At 73.3% G+C, this 19,217-nt stretch carries 17 protein-coding genes and 1 pseudogene; 12 read left to right on the top strand and 6 right to left on the bottom strand.

Features of this window, described 5'->3' with window-relative positions:
* Positions 1 to 573 (bottom strand): annotated as a pseudogene (locus AB0O00_RS12350) (hypothetical protein); the annotation flags it as partial.
* Between the two features lie 500 nt (positions 574 to 1,073).
* On the opposite strand from AB0O00_RS12350, the gene AB0O00_RS12355 reads away from it, so the two are divergent.
* The 4 genes from AB0O00_RS12355 to AB0O00_RS12370 all read left to right on the top strand — a co-directional run bounded on the left by AB0O00_RS12355 (position 1,074) and on the right by AB0O00_RS12370 (position 6,208).
* Complete coding sequence (locus tag AB0O00_RS12355) at positions 1,074 to 1,916, top strand: nitrilase-related carbon-nitrogen hydrolase (RefSeq protein ID WP_363650868.1); 843 nt, start codon at positions 1,074 to 1,076, stop codon at positions 1,914 to 1,916.
* 11 nt (positions 1,917 to 1,927) lie between these two features.
* Positions 1,928 to 3,358, top strand: coding sequence for a dihydropyrimidinase (hydA, locus tag AB0O00_RS12360; protein WP_363650870.1), 1,431 nt, complete (start codon positions 1,928 to 1,930; stop codon positions 3,356 to 3,358).
* 148 nt (positions 3,359 to 3,506) lie between these two features.
* Positions 3,507 to 4,520 carry a TIGR03842 family LLM class F420-dependent oxidoreductase gene (locus tag AB0O00_RS12365; RefSeq protein ID WP_363650872.1) on the top strand — a complete coding sequence of 338 codons (1,014 nt, stop codon included), beginning with the start codon at positions 3,507 to 3,509 and terminating at the stop codon, positions 4,518 to 4,520.
* Between the two features lie 158 nt (positions 4,521 to 4,678).
* A complete protein-coding gene (locus AB0O00_RS12370) occupies positions 4,679 to 6,208 on the top strand; it encodes an NCS1 family nucleobase:cation symporter-1 (protein ID WP_363650874.1) in 1,530 nt (509 codons plus the stop codon).
* Between the two features lie 112 nt (positions 6,209 to 6,320).
* Here AB0O00_RS12370 and AB0O00_RS12375 read toward each other — a convergent pair whose 3' ends face one another.
* Positions 6,321 to 7,559, bottom strand: coding sequence for a glycosyltransferase (locus AB0O00_RS12375; RefSeq protein ID WP_363650875.1), 1,239 nt, complete (start codon positions 7,557 to 7,559; stop codon positions 6,321 to 6,323).
* A gap of 227 nt (positions 7,560 to 7,786) precedes the next feature.
* Between AB0O00_RS12375 and AB0O00_RS12380 the strand changes: the two genes are divergently transcribed.
* Positions 7,787 to 8,053, top strand: a complete 267-nt coding sequence (locus AB0O00_RS12380) for a GlsB/YeaQ/YmgE family stress response membrane protein (protein ID WP_363650877.1) — start codon at positions 7,787 to 7,789, stop codon at positions 8,051 to 8,053.
* A gap of 37 nt (positions 8,054 to 8,090) precedes the next feature.
* Here the strand turns inward: AB0O00_RS12380 and AB0O00_RS12385 are convergent, their stop codons facing one another.
* From AB0O00_RS12385 to AB0O00_RS12400, 4 genes are all read right to left on the bottom strand, one after another.
* Complete coding sequence (locus AB0O00_RS12385) at positions 8,091 to 9,014, bottom strand: ADP-ribosylglycohydrolase family protein (protein WP_363650879.1); 924 nt, start codon at positions 9,012 to 9,014, stop codon at positions 8,091 to 8,093.
* Between the two features lie 151 nt (positions 9,015 to 9,165).
* Positions 9,166 to 9,753, bottom strand: a complete 588-nt coding sequence (locus AB0O00_RS12390; RefSeq protein ID WP_363650881.1) for a TetR family transcriptional regulator — start codon at positions 9,751 to 9,753, stop codon at positions 9,166 to 9,168.
* Positions 9,754 to 9,861: 108 nt separating this feature from the next.
* Positions 9,862 to 10,884, bottom strand: a complete 1,023-nt coding sequence (locus AB0O00_RS12395) for an aldo/keto reductase (RefSeq protein WP_363650883.1) — start codon at positions 10,882 to 10,884, stop codon at positions 9,862 to 9,864.
* 120 nt (positions 10,885 to 11,004) lie between these two features.
* The gene (locus tag AB0O00_RS12400; protein WP_363650885.1) at positions 11,005 to 11,865 is read right to left on the bottom strand and encodes a methyltransferase domain-containing protein; all 861 of its coding nucleotides are present in this window, start codon (positions 11,863 to 11,865) and stop codon (positions 11,005 to 11,007) included.
* A 172-nt stretch (positions 11,866 to 12,037) separates the two neighbouring features.
* Here AB0O00_RS12400 and AB0O00_RS12405 point away from each other — a divergent pair, with 172 nt between their 5' ends.
* The 7 genes from AB0O00_RS12405 to paaD form a co-directional block, all read left to right on the top strand.
* Positions 12,038 to 13,534 (top strand): histidine kinase, encoded by a 1,497-nt coding sequence (locus AB0O00_RS12405; RefSeq protein ID WP_363650887.1) that lies wholly within the window; start codon positions 12,038 to 12,040, stop codon positions 13,532 to 13,534.
* Positions 13,531 to 14,190: a response regulator transcription factor gene (locus tag AB0O00_RS12410; RefSeq protein WP_363650889.1), complete on the top strand. Its 660-nt coding sequence runs from the start codon at positions 13,531 to 13,533 to the stop codon at positions 14,188 to 14,190. Before AB0O00_RS12405 ends, AB0O00_RS12410 begins: the two co-directional genes overlap by 4 nt.
* Positions 14,191 to 15,009: 819 nt before the next feature.
* A complete protein-coding gene (locus AB0O00_RS12415) occupies positions 15,010 to 16,341 on the top strand; it encodes a M20/M25/M40 family metallo-hydrolase (protein ID WP_363650891.1) in 1,332 nt (443 codons plus the stop codon).
* Between the two features lie 185 nt (positions 16,342 to 16,526).
* A complete protein-coding gene (gene paaA / locus AB0O00_RS12420) occupies positions 16,527 to 17,594 on the top strand; it encodes a 1,2-phenylacetyl-CoA epoxidase subunit PaaA (RefSeq protein WP_363650899.1) in 1,068 nt (355 codons plus the stop codon).
* Positions 17,591 to 17,902, top strand: coding sequence for a 1,2-phenylacetyl-CoA epoxidase subunit PaaB (paaB, locus tag AB0O00_RS12425; RefSeq protein ID WP_363650893.1), 312 nt, complete (start codon positions 17,591 to 17,593; stop codon positions 17,900 to 17,902). The genes paaA and paaB overlap by 4 nt, the downstream gene beginning before the upstream one ends.
* A gap of 13 nt (positions 17,903 to 17,915) precedes the next feature.
* Positions 17,916 to 18,848, top strand: coding sequence for a 1,2-phenylacetyl-CoA epoxidase subunit PaaC (gene paaC / locus AB0O00_RS12430; protein ID WP_363650895.1), 933 nt, complete (start codon positions 17,916 to 17,918; stop codon positions 18,846 to 18,848).
* An 11-nt stretch (positions 18,849 to 18,859) separates the two neighbouring features.
* The coding region (gene paaD / locus AB0O00_RS12435) for a 1,2-phenylacetyl-CoA epoxidase subunit PaaD (RefSeq protein WP_363650897.1) at positions 18,860 to 19,217 on the top strand (358 nt) is incomplete at its 3' end.

The raw sequence follows: 19,217 nt of genomic DNA on the forward strand, positions 1-19,217 counted from the left end.
GGCGAGCACGCCCACCGCCACGGCCCCGGCGGGCAGGAGCAGCAGCCACACCACGGTGGCCAGACCGCAGGCGACGGCGAACGGCGCGTCCGAGCCGCCCGGATCGTCCAGGCCGCGCGCGAGCAGCACGTCCGCCGTGAAGGCGCAGCAGGCCGCGAGCAGCCCGGCACCCCCGGCGGCGAGCGCGGTGAGCCGCCAGCGCACCCGTCCGAACACGTACCGGCCGAGAAGCGCGACGGCGACCAGCGTCAGACAGGCGCCGCCGGTGAGCCAGGCGTCGGCGCGCAGCGCGGCCGGCCCGTCCCCGCCGTGGCCGTCGACCGCGGCCAGCGCGGACGCCCGCGAACCGGCCAGCTGCAGCGCCACCACCCCGCCGGACGGCGCCGACCGGCGGAACAGCAGACCGCCGACCGCGACCGGCAGCAGCGCCCCGAGCGCCAGCAAGAGACCCGCCCACGCCGGAACGGCGGGTGGGCCGACCGGCGGATCCGCCCGCCGCGCCCAGGCGAGCAGACGGCCGGGACCGCGCCCGGGCGGCGCCCCGCGCACCGCCCCGCCGAGAGCCGTCGTCATGCCTGCCACCCCCAAGCCCCGGGCCCGCACCGGCGGGCGAAGTAGCGCTGCGCCGCGGCACGGTAACGGTCCGCGGTGGCGTCCACGCGGCTTTTACCCACAGTGGCCGGAACCCGCACCCGGAACGCCCGGATTCACTCGAATGAGTAAGGAGCACACTCCCGGGGTAGATGACCGATTCATCCCGTCCAGGCGGACCCGCGTGTCCGCGTAACAAGATCGCCCCGGACGCGTTACCCCCAACGTATTGTCAGGCCACCGAACCCGGCCTACGGTCGACAGATCGCCTTTTCTACGCACGTAGACGCACGCCGCCGCCCGGGCCCCGCGTGGACGCACGCGGACGCCCGGCCACGCCTGCCGAGCGTGCGCGGGAAGGCGCGCGGAGACCGTGCCGCGACCACGCAGACCAGCCTGCGCACCGCAGGCCAGAGCCACCCCGTCAACCCTCAGACCGCAGGCCCGGCCCCCGGCCGGGCCCCGGAGTTGCGGAGGTACCCATGTCGCAGATCGTCCGTGCCGCGCTCGTCCAGACCCGCTGGACCGGTGACCAGGAGAGCATGATCGCCCTCCACGAGCGGTACGCCCGCGAGGCCGCCGCCCGGGGCGCGAAGATCATCGGCTTCCAAGAGGTCTTCAACGCCCCCTACTTCTGCCAGGTCCAGGAACCCGAGCACTACCGCTGGGCGGAGGCCGTGCCCGACGGCCCTACCGTCCGCCGCATGCAGGACCTCGCCCGCGAACTCGGCCTTGTCATCGTCGTCCCCGTCTACGAGGAGGAGCAGACCGGCGTCTACTACAACACCGCCGCAGTGATCGACGCCGACGGCAGCTACCTCGGCAAGTACCGCAAGCACCACATCCCGCAGGTCAAGGGCTTCTGGGAGAAGTACTACTTCAAGCCCGGCAACTTCGGCTGGCCGGTCTTCGACACCGCCGTCGGCCGCGTCGGCGTCTACATCTGCTACGACCGGCACTTCCCCGAGGGCTGGCGCGCCCTCGGCCTCGCCGGCGCCCAGATCGTCTACAACCCCTCCGCCACCAGCCGCGGCCTGTCCGCCTACCTCTGGCAGCTCGAACAGCCCGCCGCCGCCGTCGCCAACGAATACTTCGTCGCCGCCATCAACCGCGTCGGCACCGAGGAGTACGGCGACAACGACTTCTACGGCACGTCCTACTTCGTCGACCCGCGCGGGCAGTTCGTCGGCGAGGTCGCCTCCGACAAGGAGGAGGAACTCGTCGTCCGCGACCTCGACCTCGGCCTGATCGAGGAGGTCCGCCAGCAGTGGGCGTTCTACCGCGACCGCCGCCCCGACGCCTACGGACCGCTCGCCGAGGCCTGAGGAGCACCCCGATGACCACCCCCGACCCCCGCCACCGCACCGTCGTCCGCGGCGGCCTCGTCATCACCGCCACCGACGAACTCCACGCCGACGTCCTCATCGAGGGCGAACGCGTCGCCGCCCTCGCCACCACCGGCAGCGCCGCCGCCGAAGCCTGGACCGCCGACACCCTCATCGACGCCACCGGGCATTACGTCATCCCCGGCGGCGTCGACGCCCACACGCACATGGAACTCCCCTTCGGCGGCACCGCGGCCTCCGACACCTTCGAGACCGGCACCCGCGCCGCCGCCTGGGGAGGCACCACCACCATCGTCGACTTCGCCGTCCAGCCCGTCGGCGGCTCCCTGCGCGAGGGCCTCGACGCCTGGCACGCCAAGGCCGACGGCAACTGCGCCGTCGACTACGCCTTCCACACCATCGTCTCCGACGTCACCGACGGCGTCCTCAAGGAGATGGACGCCCTCGTCGACTCCGGCGAGTCCACCTCCTTCAAGCTCTTCATGGCCTACCCCGGCGTCTTCTACAGCGACGACGGCCGCATCCTGCGCGCCATGCAGCGCGGCGCCGCCAACGGCGGACTCGTCATGATGCACGCCGAGAACGGCATCGCCATCGACGTCCTCGTCGAACAGGCCCTCGCCGCCGGGCACACCGCACCCCGCTACCACGGGGAGGTGCGCCGCGAACTCCTGGAGGCCGAGGCCACCCACCGGGCCATCAAGCTCGCCCAGGTGGCCGGCAGCCCGCTCTACGTCGTCCACGTCTCCGCCGCCTCCGCCCTCGCCGAGATCGCCCAGGCCCGCGACGCCGGGCTCAACGTCTTCGGCGAGACCTGCCCGCAGTACCTCTTCCTCTCCACCGACAACCTCGCGGAGGAGGGCGCGGACGGCTTCGAGGGCGCCAAGTACGTGTGCAGCACTCCCCTCCGGCCGCGCGAGCACCAGGAAGCGCTGTGGCGGGGGCTGCGCGCGAACGACCTCCAGGTCGTCTCCACCGACCACTGCCCGTTCTGCTTCGCCGGGCAGAAGGAACTGGGCCGCGGCGACTTCTCGAAGATCCCCAACGGCCTTCCGGGCGTGGAGAACCGGATGGACCTCCTCCACCAGGCCGTCGTCGACGGGCACATCACCCGCCGCCGCTGGGTCGAGATCGCCTGCACCACACCGGCCCGCATGTTCGGCCTGCACCCGCGCAAGGGCACCATCGCGCCCGGCTCCGACGCCGACATCGTCGTCTACGACCCCACCGCGGTGCAGACCGTCTCGGCCGCCACCCACCACATGAACGTCGACTACTCCGCCTACGAGGGGCGCCAACTCACCGGGCGGGCACGGACGGTGCTCTCGCGCGGCACGGTCGTCCTCGACGACGGCGAATGGCGGGGTCGAGCCGGGCACGGCACCTTCCTGCGCCGCGACACCTGCCAGTACCTGGTCTGACAACGCCCCTTCCGTTCCGTCCGGTTCCGCCCGGTCCTCTTCCGGCCCTTCCAAATCCTCCGGTCCTTCCGGTCCTTTCCGGTTCGTCCGCCGCCGTCCGGGCCCCTTCCGGTCCCGGGCGGCGGCCCCGTCCCTCTTGGAGCCACCGATGGACATCGGCCTCGTCCTGCAGACCGATCCGCCCGCCCGCCTGCTCATCGACCGGATGATCCGCGCCGAACGGGCCGGGTTCAGCCACGGCTGGACCTTCGACTCCTGCGTCCTGTGGCAGGAGCCCTTCGTCATCTACAGCCGCATCCTCGCCGAGACCGAACGGCTGACCGTCGGCCCGATGGTCACCAACCCCTCCACCCGCACCTGGGAGGTCACCGCCTCCCTCTTCGCGACCCTCAACGACATGTACGGCAACCGCACGGTGTGCGGCATCGGCCGCGGCGACTCCGCCATGCGCGTCGCCGGCCGCCGCCCCGCCACGCTCGACCGGCTCTCCCACGCCATGCACGCCATCAAGGAGTTGGCCGAGGGGCGCACCGTCGAAGTCGACGGCACCGAGATGCACCTGCCGTGGGTGCAACCGGGCGCGTCCCTGCCCATCTGGATGGGCGCGTACGGGCCCAAGGCTCTTGCTCTGACGGGGCGTCAGGCTGACGGTTTCATCCTGCAGTTGGCCGACCCCTACCTCACCGAATACATGGTCAAGGCCGTGCGTGCCGCCGCCGTCGAAGCCGGGCGTGACCCGGACAGCGTCACCATCTGCGTCGCCGCACCCGCCTACGTCACCGCCGACGACTCACCCGCCGCGCTCGCCCACGCCCGCGAGCAGTGCCGGTGGTTCGGCGGCATGGTCGGCAACCACGTCGCCGACCTCGTCAACCACTACGGCGAGCACTCCGACCTCGTCCCGGACGCCCTCACCGACTACATCAAGGACCGCCAGGGCTACGACTACAGCCACCACGGACGGGCCGGGAACCCCGACACCGCCTTCGTCCCGGACGGGATCGTCGACCGCTTCTGTCTCATCGGGCCCCCGGCGGCGCAGCTCGCACGGCTCGAGGAACTGCGCTCGCTCGGCGTCGACCAGTTCGCCGTCTACGCGATGCACGACGCCGTCGAGGCCACCATCGACGCCTACGGGGCGGACGTCATCCCGCAGTTGTGACGTGCGCGCTCGCCGTGATGCCCGCTCGCCGTGATGCCCGCTCGCCGTGATGCCCGCTCGCCGGGACGTGCGCTCGTTGGGGCGAGCGCTCGCGTCACTGCGCCGGAGGCGGTCACGCCCTGCACGGACCACGCCAGGAACCGATACGGGAGTTGCCCATGGCCGACACCGCGACCACCGCCGGCGGACAGCTGCAGCACTCCGACGGGCGGGTCGAACTCGACCCGTCCGCCGGGGAGTTGCCCGCGAACGGCTTCACCAACGACGACCTGCGGCCCGTCCCTGTGACGCGGCGGACCTGGACCACCTACAACTTCCTCGCCCTCTGGGTCGGCATGGCCCACAACATCCCCTCCTGGACGCTCGCCTCCGGCCTCGTCGCACTCGGCATGGACTGGAAGCAAGCCGTCCTCACCATCGCCCTCGCCAACCTCATCGTGCTCGTACCGATGCTGCTCACGGGACATGCGGGAACCAAGTACGGCATCCCGTTCCCGGTGTTCGCCCGCGCCTCCTTCGGGCTGCGCGGGGCCAACCTGCCCGCCCTCATCAGGGCCGCCGTCGCCTGCGCCTGGTTCGGCATCCAGACCTGGATCGGCGGCGAGGGAATCTTCCTGCTCGCGGGCAAACTCCTCGGCGAATCCTGGCGCACAGCAGGCGAGTTCGGCGGCTACCCCTGGACGCAGTGGCTCTCCTTCCTGATCTTCTGGCTGGTCGAGATGGCCATCATCGCCCGGGGCATGGAAACGCTGCGGCGCTTCGAGAACTGGGCCGCACCCTTCGTCATCGTCGGCGCCCTCGCGCTCCTCGCCTGGATGGTCCTCAAGGCGGGCGGGCTCGGGCCGCTGCTCGACCAGCCGTCCCGAATCGGCTGGGGCGGCGGCTTCTGGAAGGTATTCTTCCCGGCACTGATGGGCATGATCGGGTTCTGGTCGACGCTCTCGCTCAACATCCCCGACTTCACCCGCTTCGGCGGTAGCCAGCGGGCCCAGATCCGCGGCCAGGCCCTCGGCCTGCCGACGACGATGACGCTCTTCGCGCTGCTGTCCGTCCTCGTCACCTCGGGCTCGCAGGCCGTGTACGGCGCGCCGGTGTGGGACCCGATCGAACTCGCGGCGAAGATGGAGAGCCCGGTCGGCCTGCTCTTCGCGCTGCTCACCGTCCTGGTCGCGACGCTGTCGGTGAACATCGCGGCCAACGTCGTCTCGCCCGCCTACGACCTCGCCAACCTCCTGCCCAAGTTCGTCGACTTTCGGACCGGGGCGCTCGTGACGGGCGTCGTCGGGATCGCGATCTTCCCGTGGAAGCTGATCTCCGACCCGCACGTGTACATCTTCACCTGGCTGGGGGTGGTCGGGGGCCTGCTCGGCACGGTCGCGGGGGTGCTCATCGCCGACTACTGGGTGCTGCGGGGCACCCGGCTCCGGCTCGCGGAGCTGTACCGGCCGGGCGGGGCGTACTGGTACGCGGGCGGGTGGAACTGGCGGGCCGTGGCCGCGCTCGTGGCCGGCGGCGCGCTGGCGGTCGGCGGGTCGCACGGCGGGCCGTTCCCGGCGGGCGGGCTGGTGTCGGTGCTCAAACCGCTTGCCGACTACGGGTGGGCGGTCGGGTTCGGGGTGGCGTTCGTGCTGTACGTGGGGCTGAGCTGGTGGGGGAAGGGGGTCGGTGTGCGGGAGGCGGCAGGGTGAGCGGGGCGGCTGACAACTAACAGATGACAGATTTCGAAATCTGTTATCTGTTAGTTGTCATCTGTTAGTTGTCGCCCGTCGCCTGTTGCTCGCCACGCGCCCAGCCGCCCGCTCACCTCGCAGCCCGTTCGATCGCCGTGAGGACCTTCGCCGTGCCGTCCTCGGCGGCGAGGGCGGCGGCCACCGCCGCCGCCCGGTCGCGGTAGGCGGGGTCGTCGAGGGTCTGGCGGATGGAGGTCGCGAGGCGGGCGGCGGTGAGGCGGCGGAGGGGGACCGGGCCGGGGGAGACCCCGAGCCGGGCCAGGCGTGCCGACCAGAACGGCGCGTCCAGCCAGGCCGGCACCGGGATCGCCGGCGTGCCGCTCCGCAGGGCGGCGGCCGTGGTCCCGGCGCCCGCATGGTGGATCACCGCGGCCACGCGCGGGAACAGCCACTCGTGCGGGGAGTCGCCGATCGTCAGCACGTCGTCTGAGTCCGCGGCGGTGAGCCCGCTCCACCCCGACTGCAGGACGGCGCGCACCCGGGCGGCCCGGACGGCCGCGAGGACGGTGGCGGTGAGCCGCTCCGGATCGGGGACGGCCAGGCTGCCGAACCCGACGAAGACCGGTGGTGGTCCCGCCGCGAGGAAGTCCAGCAGGCGCTTCGGCGGCTGCCACTGCGGTTCCGCGCACGGCCACCAGTACCCGGCGACGTCCAGACTGGGGTGCCAGTCGGCCGGGCGCGGAATGACCACGGGCGAAAACCCGTGCAGGACCGGGTGGTTGAGCCGTGCGCGGGCGATGCTGCGGGCCGGCAGGCCGAGGCGGCGGCGCAGTCCACGGACGGCGGGGGTGAAGAGCTGGTCCGTCGCGGTCTGGACGGCGTGGCCCGCGAGCAGGTTGCCGCGACCGCCGAGCGACCAATTGCCCGTGACAGCAGGTGCGAACTCCCTTGTGGGGGAGATCGGTTGGAGGTAGAGACCGACGCTCGGAATGCCGGCAGCCTCGGCGGCGACCTGGCCGAGTGCGGTGGTGGTGCTGGTGGTGAGCAGGAGGTCGGTGCCGAGCGCGGTGGCGTCGGCGATGCCGTCCCCGAGGGCCGGCATGAATTGACGCCCCAAGCGGAGGAGTTGGAGCAGTTCGACCGGACCGGAATCGGCCTTCAGGAGACGTCGCCCCTCGGCCGAGGCGAGTGCGTCCCGCGGATCGACCGGCAGCGGGCGGAATTCGAGCCCGGCGGCGCGTACCGGCTCGGCGAACATGGTGTGGGTGGCGACGGCGACCTGGTGCCCGGCCGCTTGCAGTCGGGTGCCGAGCCCGGTGAAGGGGGCTACGTCGCCCCGGGACCCGGCGGTGGCGATCAGGATGCGCATGGCCGCAGTATCCCGGCGCCGCCGCCGTGCGGGGAGAGTGCCACGCCCGCGCGTCCACCCGACAGCCGTCCGCCTCGCGGCCGTCCGTGCCGGGGACCGCCCGGGAACGCCCGGCCGCGTGGCCGCCGGGCCGTCGACCGCGCGTGCCGGAACCAGTGGACCGTCCTCCGGCGTCCGTACCGGCAGAGCGGTCGGACGGGGCCGTCCGCTGGAGAACGGGAGGGCACATGAGCATCGTCGCCTGGATCGTGCTGGGTCTGATCGCGGGAGGCCTCGCCAAGCTGCTGCTGCCGGGGAAGGACCCGGGCGGCCTGATCGTGACCACCCTGATCGGCATCGCCGGGTCCTTCGTCGGCGGCTGGATCTCCGCGCGCTTCCTGCACCGGCCGGTGGCCACGCACTTCTTCGACCTGGCCACCTGGGCGTCGGCGATCGGCGGCGCGCTCGTGCTGCTGATCATCTACCGGCTGCTGTTCGGCAACTCCCGGCGCTGACGGCCGGCTTGTCGGTAGCCGGGCGGCGCGAGGCCGGTCAGGCGGTCGCCGGCAGTTCGGCGACCCAGTCCGGCAGGTCCTCGCGGGCGGTCAGCCAGGTGGCGGGGACACCGGCGAGGCCGGTCCGGGCGGCGACCACCCCGGCCGCGATGGCGCAGGTAGTGTCCTTGTCGCCCCAGCCTGCAAGGGTGTGCCAAATGGCATCGGGCAGCGAGTCCAGGTGCCCGGCGGCGGACCAGAGCGCGAACGGCACGGTGTCCGCCGCGGACAGCAGGAAGCCCGAGCCGAGGACGTTCGCGGCGTGCCGGACGCTGGTGTGTCCGGGCAGCCGGGAGGCGATCCGCAGGCCGGACCGCACCTCGCTGTCCGGCAGCCGCCCGGCGACCTCCATCAGCAACTCGGCGCGGGAGGGCGGGTTCTGGCCGCGGCTGCGGGCGGCGAGTGCCGCGGCGAGTGCGACGGCCACCGCGCCCGCGACCGCCTCGGGGTGGAAGTGCGTGGTGAGCGCCTGGAGTTCGGCCTGCCGGACCACCTCGTCCAGGTCGTCGGCGAACCACGCGCCGAGCGGGGCGACCCGCATGGCAGTGCCGTTCCCGTGGGAGCCCTGGCCGCCGAACTGGGCGGCGGTGACGGCTCGCCAGTCCTCGCCCTGGCCGATCGCGCGCAGGACCCGATGCATCGAGGGGCCGTACTTGCGCCCGTACTCGCGGGCGTACTCCTCCGCGAACTCCCGGGCCAGCACGTCCTGTTGGACCTCGCCGCGAGCGATCAGGTGGCGGACGAGGACGAGGGCCATCGCGGTGTCGTCCGTCCAGTGCCACGGAGCGGGCCGGGTGAGGCGTGCGGCCAGCGCGGCCGGTGCCTCGTCGAGCGGGACCGAGAACCAGCGGTCGCCGAAGGCGTCGCCGAGTGCGAGCCCGTGCAGGCTGTCCAGAACGGGACCGATGGCGCCCGCGCGCATGTCATCCTCCAAGTGAGATCAACTGTGCGCGGCAGTCTGCCCGACGGGCGGGCGGACCGGCGACCGGTTTTTCGTGCCGGTGCCGGTGCCGACCCGCCGGTGCCGACCCGCCGGGGCCGGTGCTCACCCGCCGGTGCCCGGAGGTGTGCCGTTACTTGGCGAGCAGGCCGTTGACGATGAGCGTCCAGACGGCCTCGAAACGCTCCTTCGCCTTCGGGTCGTTCCACTCGCCCGCGTACGCGGGGTCGTGGAAGTGCGCCGTCGCCTCGAAGACGGCGCGCGCCGTCGTGAGGATGTGGGCGAGCTTGAACTCCTTCGTCTCCATGCCGTCCTGGACGATCTGCGCGATCTGGCCGACCATCGTGTCGATGTGCGCCTCGACCGTGCCGCTGTTCTCCTCGACCAGCACCATGTAGGTCGCGAACAGCTGCGGGTCGTCGAGCGCCTTCTTCCGCTTGGCCGCGAACAGCGTCAGCAGCCAGCGGTGCAGGCGCTCGACGGCCAGGCCGCCCTCGATCGAGATGTTCGCGAGCTCGAAGTGCGCCTGGTCGAGCCAGCGTTGGGTGACCGCCTCGCGCAGCGCGGCCTTGCTCGGGAAGTGGCGGTACACGCTGCTGTGGCTGACGCCGAGGATCCGGGCGACGTCCACGACGGTGGCCTTGGCCGGGCCGAACCGCCGCAGGACGTCTTCCGCCGCCAACAGGATCTGCTCGGCGGTGAGGGTGGTGTCCGTCGTCACGGGAGGTACGTCCTTACGGGTGGGTCGCCCGCCGTGGGGGCGGAGGGCGGCGGTACGGGCGGGGGTTGGTGGCGTGCACGGCGCCGGCCGGGAAGGTGCTCCGGCCGGTCAGCGCTCGCTGTCGAGGCGGGCCATCTGGTCGGCGGCGTAACGGTCGCCCGCGGCCGAACCCGCGGGGACGGCCGCCTCGATGGCCGTGAGATCGGCGGCGGTGAGCTCGACGTCGAGCGCGCCGAGGGCCTCGGCCAGGCGGTCCCGGCGGCGGGCGCCCACCAGCGGGACGACGTCCTCGCCGCGCGAAGCGACCCAGGCGATGGCGACCTGCGCGACGCTCGCGCCCTTCGCCGTGGCCACGGCGCGCAGGGCCTCGACGAGCGCGAGGTTGTGCGTCAGGTTGTCGCCCTGGAAGCGGGGGCTGTGACCGCGGAAGTCGGTGCCGGTCAGGGGGCGCTCGGAGTTCCAGTGGCCGCTGAGCAGGCCGCGGGAGAGCACGCCGTAGGCGGTGATGCCGATGCCGAGCTCGCGCGCGGTGGGGAGGATGGTCTCCTCGACGGAGCGGGAGAGCAGCGAGTACTCGATCTGCAGGTCGCTGATCGGGTGCACGGCGGCGGCCCGGCGCAGGGTCTCGGCGCCGACCTCGGACAGGCCGATGTGGCGCACGTAGCCGGCCTTGACCAGGTCCGCGATCGCACCGACCGTCTCCTCGATCGGGACGCTCGGGTCCAGGCGGGCCGGGCGGTAGACGTCGACGTAGTCGGTGCGCAGGCGGCGCAGGGTGTAGGCGAGCGCCGTCTTGGTGGCGGCGGGGCTGGTGTCGTAGCCGACCCACTGGCCTGCCGGGTCGCGCTGGGCGCCGAACTTGACGCTGATCTGCACGTTCGAGCGGTCGCGGCCGCGCAGGGCGTCGTGGATGAGCAGCTCGTTGTGGCCCATGCCGTAGAAGTCGCCGGTGTCGAGGAGGGTGATGCCGGCGTCGAGGGCGGCGTGGATCGTGGCGATGCCCTCGGCCTCGTCGGCGGGGCCGTACAGGTCGGACATGCCCATGCAGCCGAGGCCGAGGGCGGAGGTGACCGGGCCGGCGGCGCCGAGGGCGCGCTGCGCGGGCTTCGGAGTGCGGGGGGAAGCGGACATGAGGGCTCCAAGGGTCGGAACGGCGCCGGGAGGCGATGGACGGGTGACCCGGGTGCCACTATGACACGACGGCGAACAGATTTCAAAATCTGTTTGCTGTCATCTGTTATCTGAAATCTGTCATCTGTTACCTGTCGCCCGCCGTTCGCCGCTCGCCGCCCTGTCTCCGCAACTTCGCTCCCGCCGTCCGCCAGCCGGTAGCGGACCGCGCGCGGGCGTGTCCTCCCGGAGCTCAGCGCGGGGTTCGGTGCGCGACGTCGCGTCCCATGCCGCCCGGCCGCCCGGCGCGCGCAGCAGGTAGGCCCGCGCCGGCGGCAGGTTGCGCCACACCGTCCGCTCGCCGAGCCCGTACGTCGCCTCGAAGCGCCGCAGCAGGCGGACCACCTCCCGGTGCCGGGCGCCGCGCCGTGGCCCCGACGCGAGAGTGCGGGCGGCAGTCGTTCCCAGGTAGGCGAAGTACGTCAGCTCGCCGCCCGGTACGAGCAAACGCAGGTACAGGTCCAGGAGCCGTCGCACCTGCCCCGGTTCGAAGTTGGTGAACGGCAGTCCCGACACGATCGCGTCGTAGCGCCCGCCCGACGAGTCCGCCGAATCGGCCAGCTCCTCTACCCGGCAGGCGGAGAGCCGCAGTTCGAGCCCTGCCGGGTGCGCGGCCAGTACCGGGTCCGCCCGCAGTCGCTCGGCGAAGCGCGGGTTCGCCTCGACGACGTGCAACCGGTCGCCCGGGAGCAGCACTTGGACCAGTCGCCGGGTCACCACGCCCGTCCCGGCGCCCACTTCCAGCACCGAGATCGGACGGTTCGGACGGCTGGTCGCCGGGACCACCAGCGCGTTCACCAGTTCCGCGCCGCTCGGGGCCAGCGCGCCGGTGTCGTGGAAGGTGCGCAAGGCCTCGGCGAGGAACAGCAGATGGTCGCCACCGCCGGGCGATCTGGGTGAACTGCTGTGCAGCGTAGGTGAGTCGGACCGTTCGTTCGTCATGCAGTCGACGCTATGAACGCCCGAACCACCCGGAAACGGCCGACGGACCGCGCCCACCCCCGACGAAAGTCGAGGGTCCCGACGGCCGTAAGGAGGGGGTCACGCCGCATCGCCCGCCCGTAGCATCGAGCCGGACGGACGGAGGGGGCGCCGAGAGGACGGGGGTGAGCCGATGCGCACAGGCCTGCTCGGCTGGTACGGGCCCGGCCGCCGCCCGTGGACCGAGACGCTGCTCCTGCTCGCCGTCCTCGCGCTCGCCGCCGAGGAGGCGATCGTCCACTGGTCCCGTACGGACGACCCGCTGCGCGTACCGCGGACGGTCGTGGCCACCCTCGCCTCGCTTTCCCTGCTCCTCGCCCGCCGCTACCCGGTAGCGTCCGCCGTCCTGCCTGTGCTCACCGGAGGCCTGCTCAACCGCGCCCTGCCCGCGTTGTTCAGCGTCTACTACCTCGCCTATCGCGGCCGCGTCGGACCCGCGGTCGCCGGCGGAGCCACGATCGCCGTGCTCAGCGCCACCCGAGCCGACACGCTGGTCGGCTGGGCCGGCACCACCGCATCCCAACTCCTGCTCCAGGCCGCGACGCTGTCCGTCGGCCTCTGGCTGCACGGCCGCCGCGTCCTGATCCGCACCCTGCGCGAACAGGTCGAAACGCTGAGCCGCGAACGGGAGTTGCGCGCCGAACAGGCCAGATCCGCCGAACGGGCCCGGATCGCACGGGAGATGCACGACGTGCTCGCCCACCGCCTGAGCCTCCTCGTGCTGCACGCCGGAGTCCTGCGCGACCAGGCCCGCGTCGGCACCGTCGCCGCCGACCCCGACCGGCTCACCCACCGCCTCGAACTCCTGCGCACGACCGCCGCCCGCTCCCTCGACGACCTGCGCGACGTCCTCGGAGCGCTGCGCGCCGACCCGCCGTCGGGTCCGCAGCCCGGCGAACCGTGGCAGCAGGCGGACGAACCGGGGCCGCCGACGCCCGAGCCCACGCGGGTGGCGGCGCCCGCCCTGCGCGACCTCACCGAGCTGGTCGGCGAGGCCACCGAGGCCGGGCAGGAGGTCGAACTCGCCCTCACCGGCGACACCGAGACCGTCCCGACCACCCACCGTCTGGCAGTGCACAGGCTCGTCCAGGAGGCACTGACGAACGCCCGCAAGCACGCGCACGCCGCGCCCGTCACCGTCCGGGTCGGCTACGGCGCCCCGGCCACCACCGTCGAGGTCCGCAACGGTCCGGGTGCGGCAACGCCCAACGGGCCTGCGAACGGCGGCGGTTACGGTCTGGTGGGGCTGGCCGAACGGGTCGCCGCGCTGGGCGGACACCTCGACGCCGGGCCTGACGGCAGCGGCGGCTTTCGTCTCTCGGCACAACTCCCGGCCCCGGAGCGCCCGCCCCAGGGGCTCCCGCCGGTGGCAGCGGCGCGGGGAACGGCTGCGCGCGAGTCGGTTTCGGCCATACCGGTCCCGGCCGGACGGATTTCGGCCGGACCGGAGTCGGATGGGCCGGGGTTCGATGGATCGGAGTCGGATGGGCCGGAGTCGGACGGACCGGTTTCGGATGGGCCGGCTTCGGATGGGCCGGCTTCGGCCGTGGTGCCCACCGACGAGCGGGATCCGGACAGAGTGCCCGGCCCACCCTTCACCCCGACCCCGCAGCCGGAGGACGTCCCGTGATCCGCACGATGGTGGTCGACGACGACGCGCTGGTCCGGCTCGGCCTCGTCGACCTGCTCGCCCAGGACCCGGAACTCACCGTCGTCGCCGAGGCCGCCGACGGCCTCCAGGCCGTCGAACTGGCGGCCGCCCGGCGGATCGACGTCGCGCTGATGGACATCCGGATGCCCCGCCTCGACGGCATCGCCGCCACCCGCCGCCTGCGCGAGCTGCCCGACGCCCCGCGCGTCATCGCGCTCACCACCTTCGACCTGGATGAATACGTCTACCGCGCGCTGGCCGCGGGCGCCGACGGCTTCCTGCTCAAGGACACCCCGCCGGCCGAGATCGCCCGGGCCGTCCACGTCGTCGCCGGCGGACAGGGCATGCTCCACCCGGCCGCCGCCCGCCGCCTCATCGACCGCTACCACCGCACGGGCGCGCCGCGGTCCCTCGCCGCCCGCAGCCGGGTCGCCGGGCTCACCCCGCGCGAGACCGACGTGCTGCGTGAACTCGCCGACGGGCTCTCCAACGTCGAGATCGCGGGCGTCCTCGGGATGCGCGAGAGCACCGTCAAGGCGCACGTCAGCCGGATCCTCGCCGCGCTCGGCGTCGGCAACCGCGTCCAGGCCGCGCTGATCGCACGCGACGCAGGGCTGGTGGCGGACGGCGCCTGAGCCGGGCGCGTCCCGGCACCGCCACCGGTTCCCGGCCCGGCCGGTGACCCCGATGCCCCTGGTCGCGCCCCTGGTTCGTACCGCGCGCTGAGCCCGTGTCACCCATCCGGCGTGGAAATGCGGTGCCTTGGCGGTTTGCGCTGCCGAAGCGCGGCGGCGGGTCCATGGTGGAAGTGGACGCGATCCGGCGACCGCGTCCGCGCGCCGAACCGGGCCCGCACGCCGAGCGTCCGCCGCCGTTCCCCGACGGGTGCCCGAGACCGGGCCCGCCCCGGCACGCTGGGAGCAGGGCCACCTCGCAGGAAACCGAACGGTTCTTCTAGGCTCACATCTCGGCTTCCCTGCGCGGCGCTCGCTGCGCCCGCCGCAACGAAGCCGCCGTCCACGGGGCACCGGGCGGACCGGTGCCACCGGATCGAGCGAGGAGGACGCAATGCCACGCACGTCGACCAGCCGTTCCACCGCACTTGGGCCGGACGGGCCGTCCCGACGGACCGCCCACCATCCCGGCCGCCCGGCCCGGCTCGCCCGGGTCCGGCACGCCGGATGGACCGGCCGGCCGGTGCGGCCGCTGAATACCGGCGGCGGCCGAGGAGGCGAGCGTTGAGCACCCGGATCGTCGGGTCGCCCCGGGCGACCGCAGCCGGCACCACCGCACCCGCCTCGACCGCTCCGAAGCCCGCGACCAAGGCTGCGCCGAAGGCGGCGCCCCAGGCCGTTCCTTCCGATTCCCCCGTGACGGCCCCGGTTTCGGCGTCGGTTCCGGCCTCGGGTTCAATCTCGGTTCCAGCCTCGGTGACGACCCCCGTGACGGCTTCGGTGACGACTGCCGTGACGGCTTCGGTGGCGACCGCCGGCAAGGCGACCGTCCCCGCCGCCACCGACGGCGAGGCCCGCCCCGAGATCCGCCCCGAGGGCCGCGTCGAGGCCCACGTCGAGGCCCGCCCCGGCGCCGTCGCCCAGCCCATGGCCACCGCCGCGCTCCCCGGACTCCCGCACGCCCTCAGCACCCGGGCCCGTACCCTCGCCGGCGCCGTCCGACGCCGCTGCGCCGATCTGGCCCGGATCGAGTCACCGAGCGGGGACGCTCCCCGACTCGACGCCCTCGCAGAGGAGTTGGTCTCCGGCTTCCGCGCCACCGGGGCCACGGCTCGCCGCGAACCCGGCCCGGCCGGCGACCACCTCGTCCTGGAGTGGGAGGGGCAGGACGAGACGCTGCCGCACCTGCTGATCGTCGGCCACCACGACACCGTCTGGCCCGTCGGCACGCTCGCCGACTGGCCCGTCGCCGAGCAGGACGGCACGCTCACCGGCCCCGGCGTCGTCGACATGAAGGGCGGACTCGCCATCCTGGAAGGCGCGTTCGCGCTGCTCGCCGACCTCGGACAGCGGCCGCACCGTAGCGTGCGGGTGGTCGTGGTGTCCGACGAGGAAGTCGGCAGCCCGGACGGACGACGGCTCGTCGAGCGCCAACTGCGCGGCGCCGCAGCCGTCCTGGGCCTCGAACCGCCGCATCCGGACGGCCGGCTCAAGACCGCGCGGCGCGGCAGCACCCGGGTGCGGCTCACCGTCACCGGCCGCGAGGCCCACGCGGGCAACGACTCCCACGACGGGGTGTCGGCCGTGGACGAGCTCGTCGACCAGCTGGTCGTGGTCCGCGGACTGGCCGGTCAGCCCGGGACGGAGCTCAACGCCGGTCGGATCAGCGGGGGTTCGCGCGCCAACGTGGTCGCGGGGCGGGCCGAGGCGGAGCTCGGTCTGCGCTTCTCCACCGCCGAGGCGCAGCGCCGGACGCTCGACAACCTGGCCCGGCTGACCGCGCTGCGGCCGGGTGCGCGGGTGCGGACCGAGGTGCTGTCGAGCCGCCCGGCGTGGCCGGAGCGCTCGGGCAACCCGCTGCTGCGGCACGTCCGTTCGCTCGCGGCGGTGCTGGGGCAGCAGCTCGACGGCGGTCCTGCGGGCGGTGCCGGGGACACCAACCTGCCCGGCTCCCGCGGGCTCCCGACGCTGGACGGCTTCGGCGCGGTCGGCGCCGGGGCGCATGCCCGCCACGAGTACATCCGGATCGACCAGCTCGCTCCCCGGATCGCTCTGCTCGCCGCGCTGCTCGCGGTGCCGCTGCCGAGACTGCGGGACCGCGCGGAGGGCTGACGGCCGTCGGCGAGCAGATAGCAGCGAACAGATAACAGCGAACAGATAACAGGTGACAGCGAACAGATTTTGAAATCTGTTCGCTGTCACCTGTTAGTCCACCCCGCCACCCCCTGCGCCCTCGTCCCTTGCCAGGGCCCCGCCTCGCCGCGCAGAATGGAACCGACCGAACGGTCAGTCGGTTGATGCAGGGCGAAGGCACGCGAGAGGGGACCGTGGTGACAGCAGAGGTGGCCGAGCCGGTCCCCGCGCAGGCGCAGGAGGACCGGTTCGAGGCGGTGATCGCCGCCGAGCAGCGGATCGAGCCCCGCGACTGGATGCCCGACGCCTACCGGGCGACCCTGATCCGCCAGATCGCCCAGCACGCGCACTCCGAGATCATCGGCATGCAGCCCGAGGGCAACTGGCTCACCCGCGCCCCGTCGCTGCGCCGCAAGGCGATCCTCCTCGCCAAGGCCCAGGACGAGGCCGGCCACGGCCTCTACCTCTACGCCGCTGCGGAGACCCTCGGCGTCGACCGCGCCGAACTGACCGAGAAGCTGATCTCCGGCCGCCAGAAGTACTCCTCGATCTTCAACTACCCGACCCTCACCTTCGCCGACGTCGGCGTGATCGGCTGGCTGGTCGACGGCGCCGCGATCTGCAACCAGGTGCCACTCTGCCGCTGCAGCTACGGCCCGTACGCCCGCGCGATGGTCCGGGTCTGCAAGGAGGAGTCCTTCCACCAGCGCCAGGGCTACGAGCTGCTCATGACCCTCATGCGCGGCACCGAGGCCCAGCGCCGGATGGTCCAGGACGCGGTCGACCGCTGGTGGTGGCCGTCGCTGATGATGTTCGGCCCCTCGGACGCCGACTCCCCGAACACCGCTCGGTCGATGGCCTGGCGGATCAAGCGGCACACCAACGACGAGCTGCGCCAGCGGTTCGTGGACATGACCGTCCCGCAGGCCGAGCACCTTGGCGTCACCCTCCCCGACCCCGAGCTGAGCTGGAACGAGGAGCGCGGCGGCTGGGACTTCGGCGAGCCGGACTGGTCCGAACTGACCCGCGTCATCAAGGGCCAGGGCCCGTGCAACGCCCAGCGCGTAGAGCGCCGCCGCGCCGCCCACGAGGACGGCGCCTGGGTCCGCGAGGCGGCCGTCGCCTATGCGGCGAAGCGCGCAGCCGAGCAGAGCACCGCCGGGCAGCACAGCACCGCCGGGCAGGGCAGCACCGCCGAGCAGCACAGCACCGAACAGGAGAACGGAAAGTGACCGAGTCCACCGTCGGCGCCGCCGGCAAGGCCGCCTGGCCGCTGTACGAGGTGTTCGTGCGCCCCCGCCGCGGCCTGAACCACGTCCACGTCGGTTCGCTGCACGCGTCCGACGACCGGATGGCCCTGCTCGCCGCCCGCGACCTGTACACCCGCCGCAACGAGGGCGTGAGCCTGTGGGTGGTCCGCTCCGACGCGATCACGGCCTCCACCCCGGACGAGCGGGACCCGTTCTTCGAGCCCAGCGGCGACAAGGTCTACCGCCACCCGACCTTCTACGACATCCCCGAGGATGTCCCGCACATCTGACGGGGGAGCCGCCATGCACGACCACACCGCAGCCGTAGACGAGCACGCAGCCGGGCACGTAGACGGGCACGACGACCACGTCTACCTCAGCCTCGCCGAGGCCACCCCCGGTCCCGAGGGCGAGGGCCGCTGGGCGTACGGGACGGGCTTCGCCGACCCGCTGCTCGGCGTGGACACCGCCCTGCCCGACGGCGTGGACGGCCCCGACCTCGCCGCCTACTGCCTCATGCTCGGCGACGACGCCCTGATCCTGGCCCAGCGCCTGATCGAGTGGTGCACCCGGGCGCCCGAGCTGGAGGAGGAGGTCGCGCTCGCCAACCTCGGCCTCGACCTGCTCGGCCAGGCCCGCCTGCTGCTCACCCGGGCCGGCCAGGCGGACGGCACCGGGCGCACCGAGGACGACCTCGCGTACTGGCGCGAGGAGCACGAGTTCCGCAACGTCCGGCTGGTCGAGACGCCGAACGGCGACTTCGCGCACACGGTCGCCCGCCTGCTCCTGTTCGCCACCGCCCGCGGCGCGCTGTACGAGGCGCTGAGCGTCCACCCGGACCCGGTGGTCGCGGCCGTCGCCGCGCGCGGCGTCAAGGAGCTGGCGTACCACCGCGAGTACGCGACCGCCTGGACGCTGCGGCACGGCGACGGCACGCCGCTCTCGTCGGCGCGCATGCAGGCCGGGCTGGACGCGGTGTGGCCGCTGCTGGAGGAGCTGTTCACGGCGCACCCGGTGGAGCTGCGCACGGGCATCGACCCGGCGGCGCTGCGCGAGCCGGTGCTGCGCTCGCTCGCCGCCGTTCTCGCCGAGGCCGGGCTGACGGTGCCCGATTTCCTGCCGCTGGCCACCGTCCTGGGCCGCGCGGGCCGGGACGGCGTGCACACGGAGGCGCTCGGCCCGCTGCTCGCGGAGCTGCAGGTGGTGGCCCGCGCCCACCCGGGGGCGACGTGGTGACGGGCGCGGGTATGGCGGCGGAGCCGACCGTACGGGACCTGGCCCGCGCGATCGCCGCGGCCGTCCCGGACCCGGAGCTGCCCATGCTCACCCTGGCGGACCTGGGCGTGCTGGCCGACGTCGAGGTGGACGGCGCCACGGGGACGGTGACGGCCTGGCTGACCCCGACGTACTCGGGCTGTCCGGCCGTCGCCGAGATGGCCGCCGACGTCGACCGCCGCCTGCGCGCGGCCGGCTACCGGGACGTCCGGGTGCGGCTGCGGCTGGACCCGCCGTGGTCGACCGACATGATCACCGCCGAGGGCCGCCGCAAGCTCGCCGAGGCCGGCATCGCCCCGCCGCGCCCGGGCGCGGGGGCCGCCCGCCCTG

Source organism: Kitasatospora sp. NPDC093558 (assembly GCF_040683475.1).
GTDB lineage: Bacteria > Actinomycetota > Actinomycetes > Streptomycetales > Streptomycetaceae > Kitasatospora.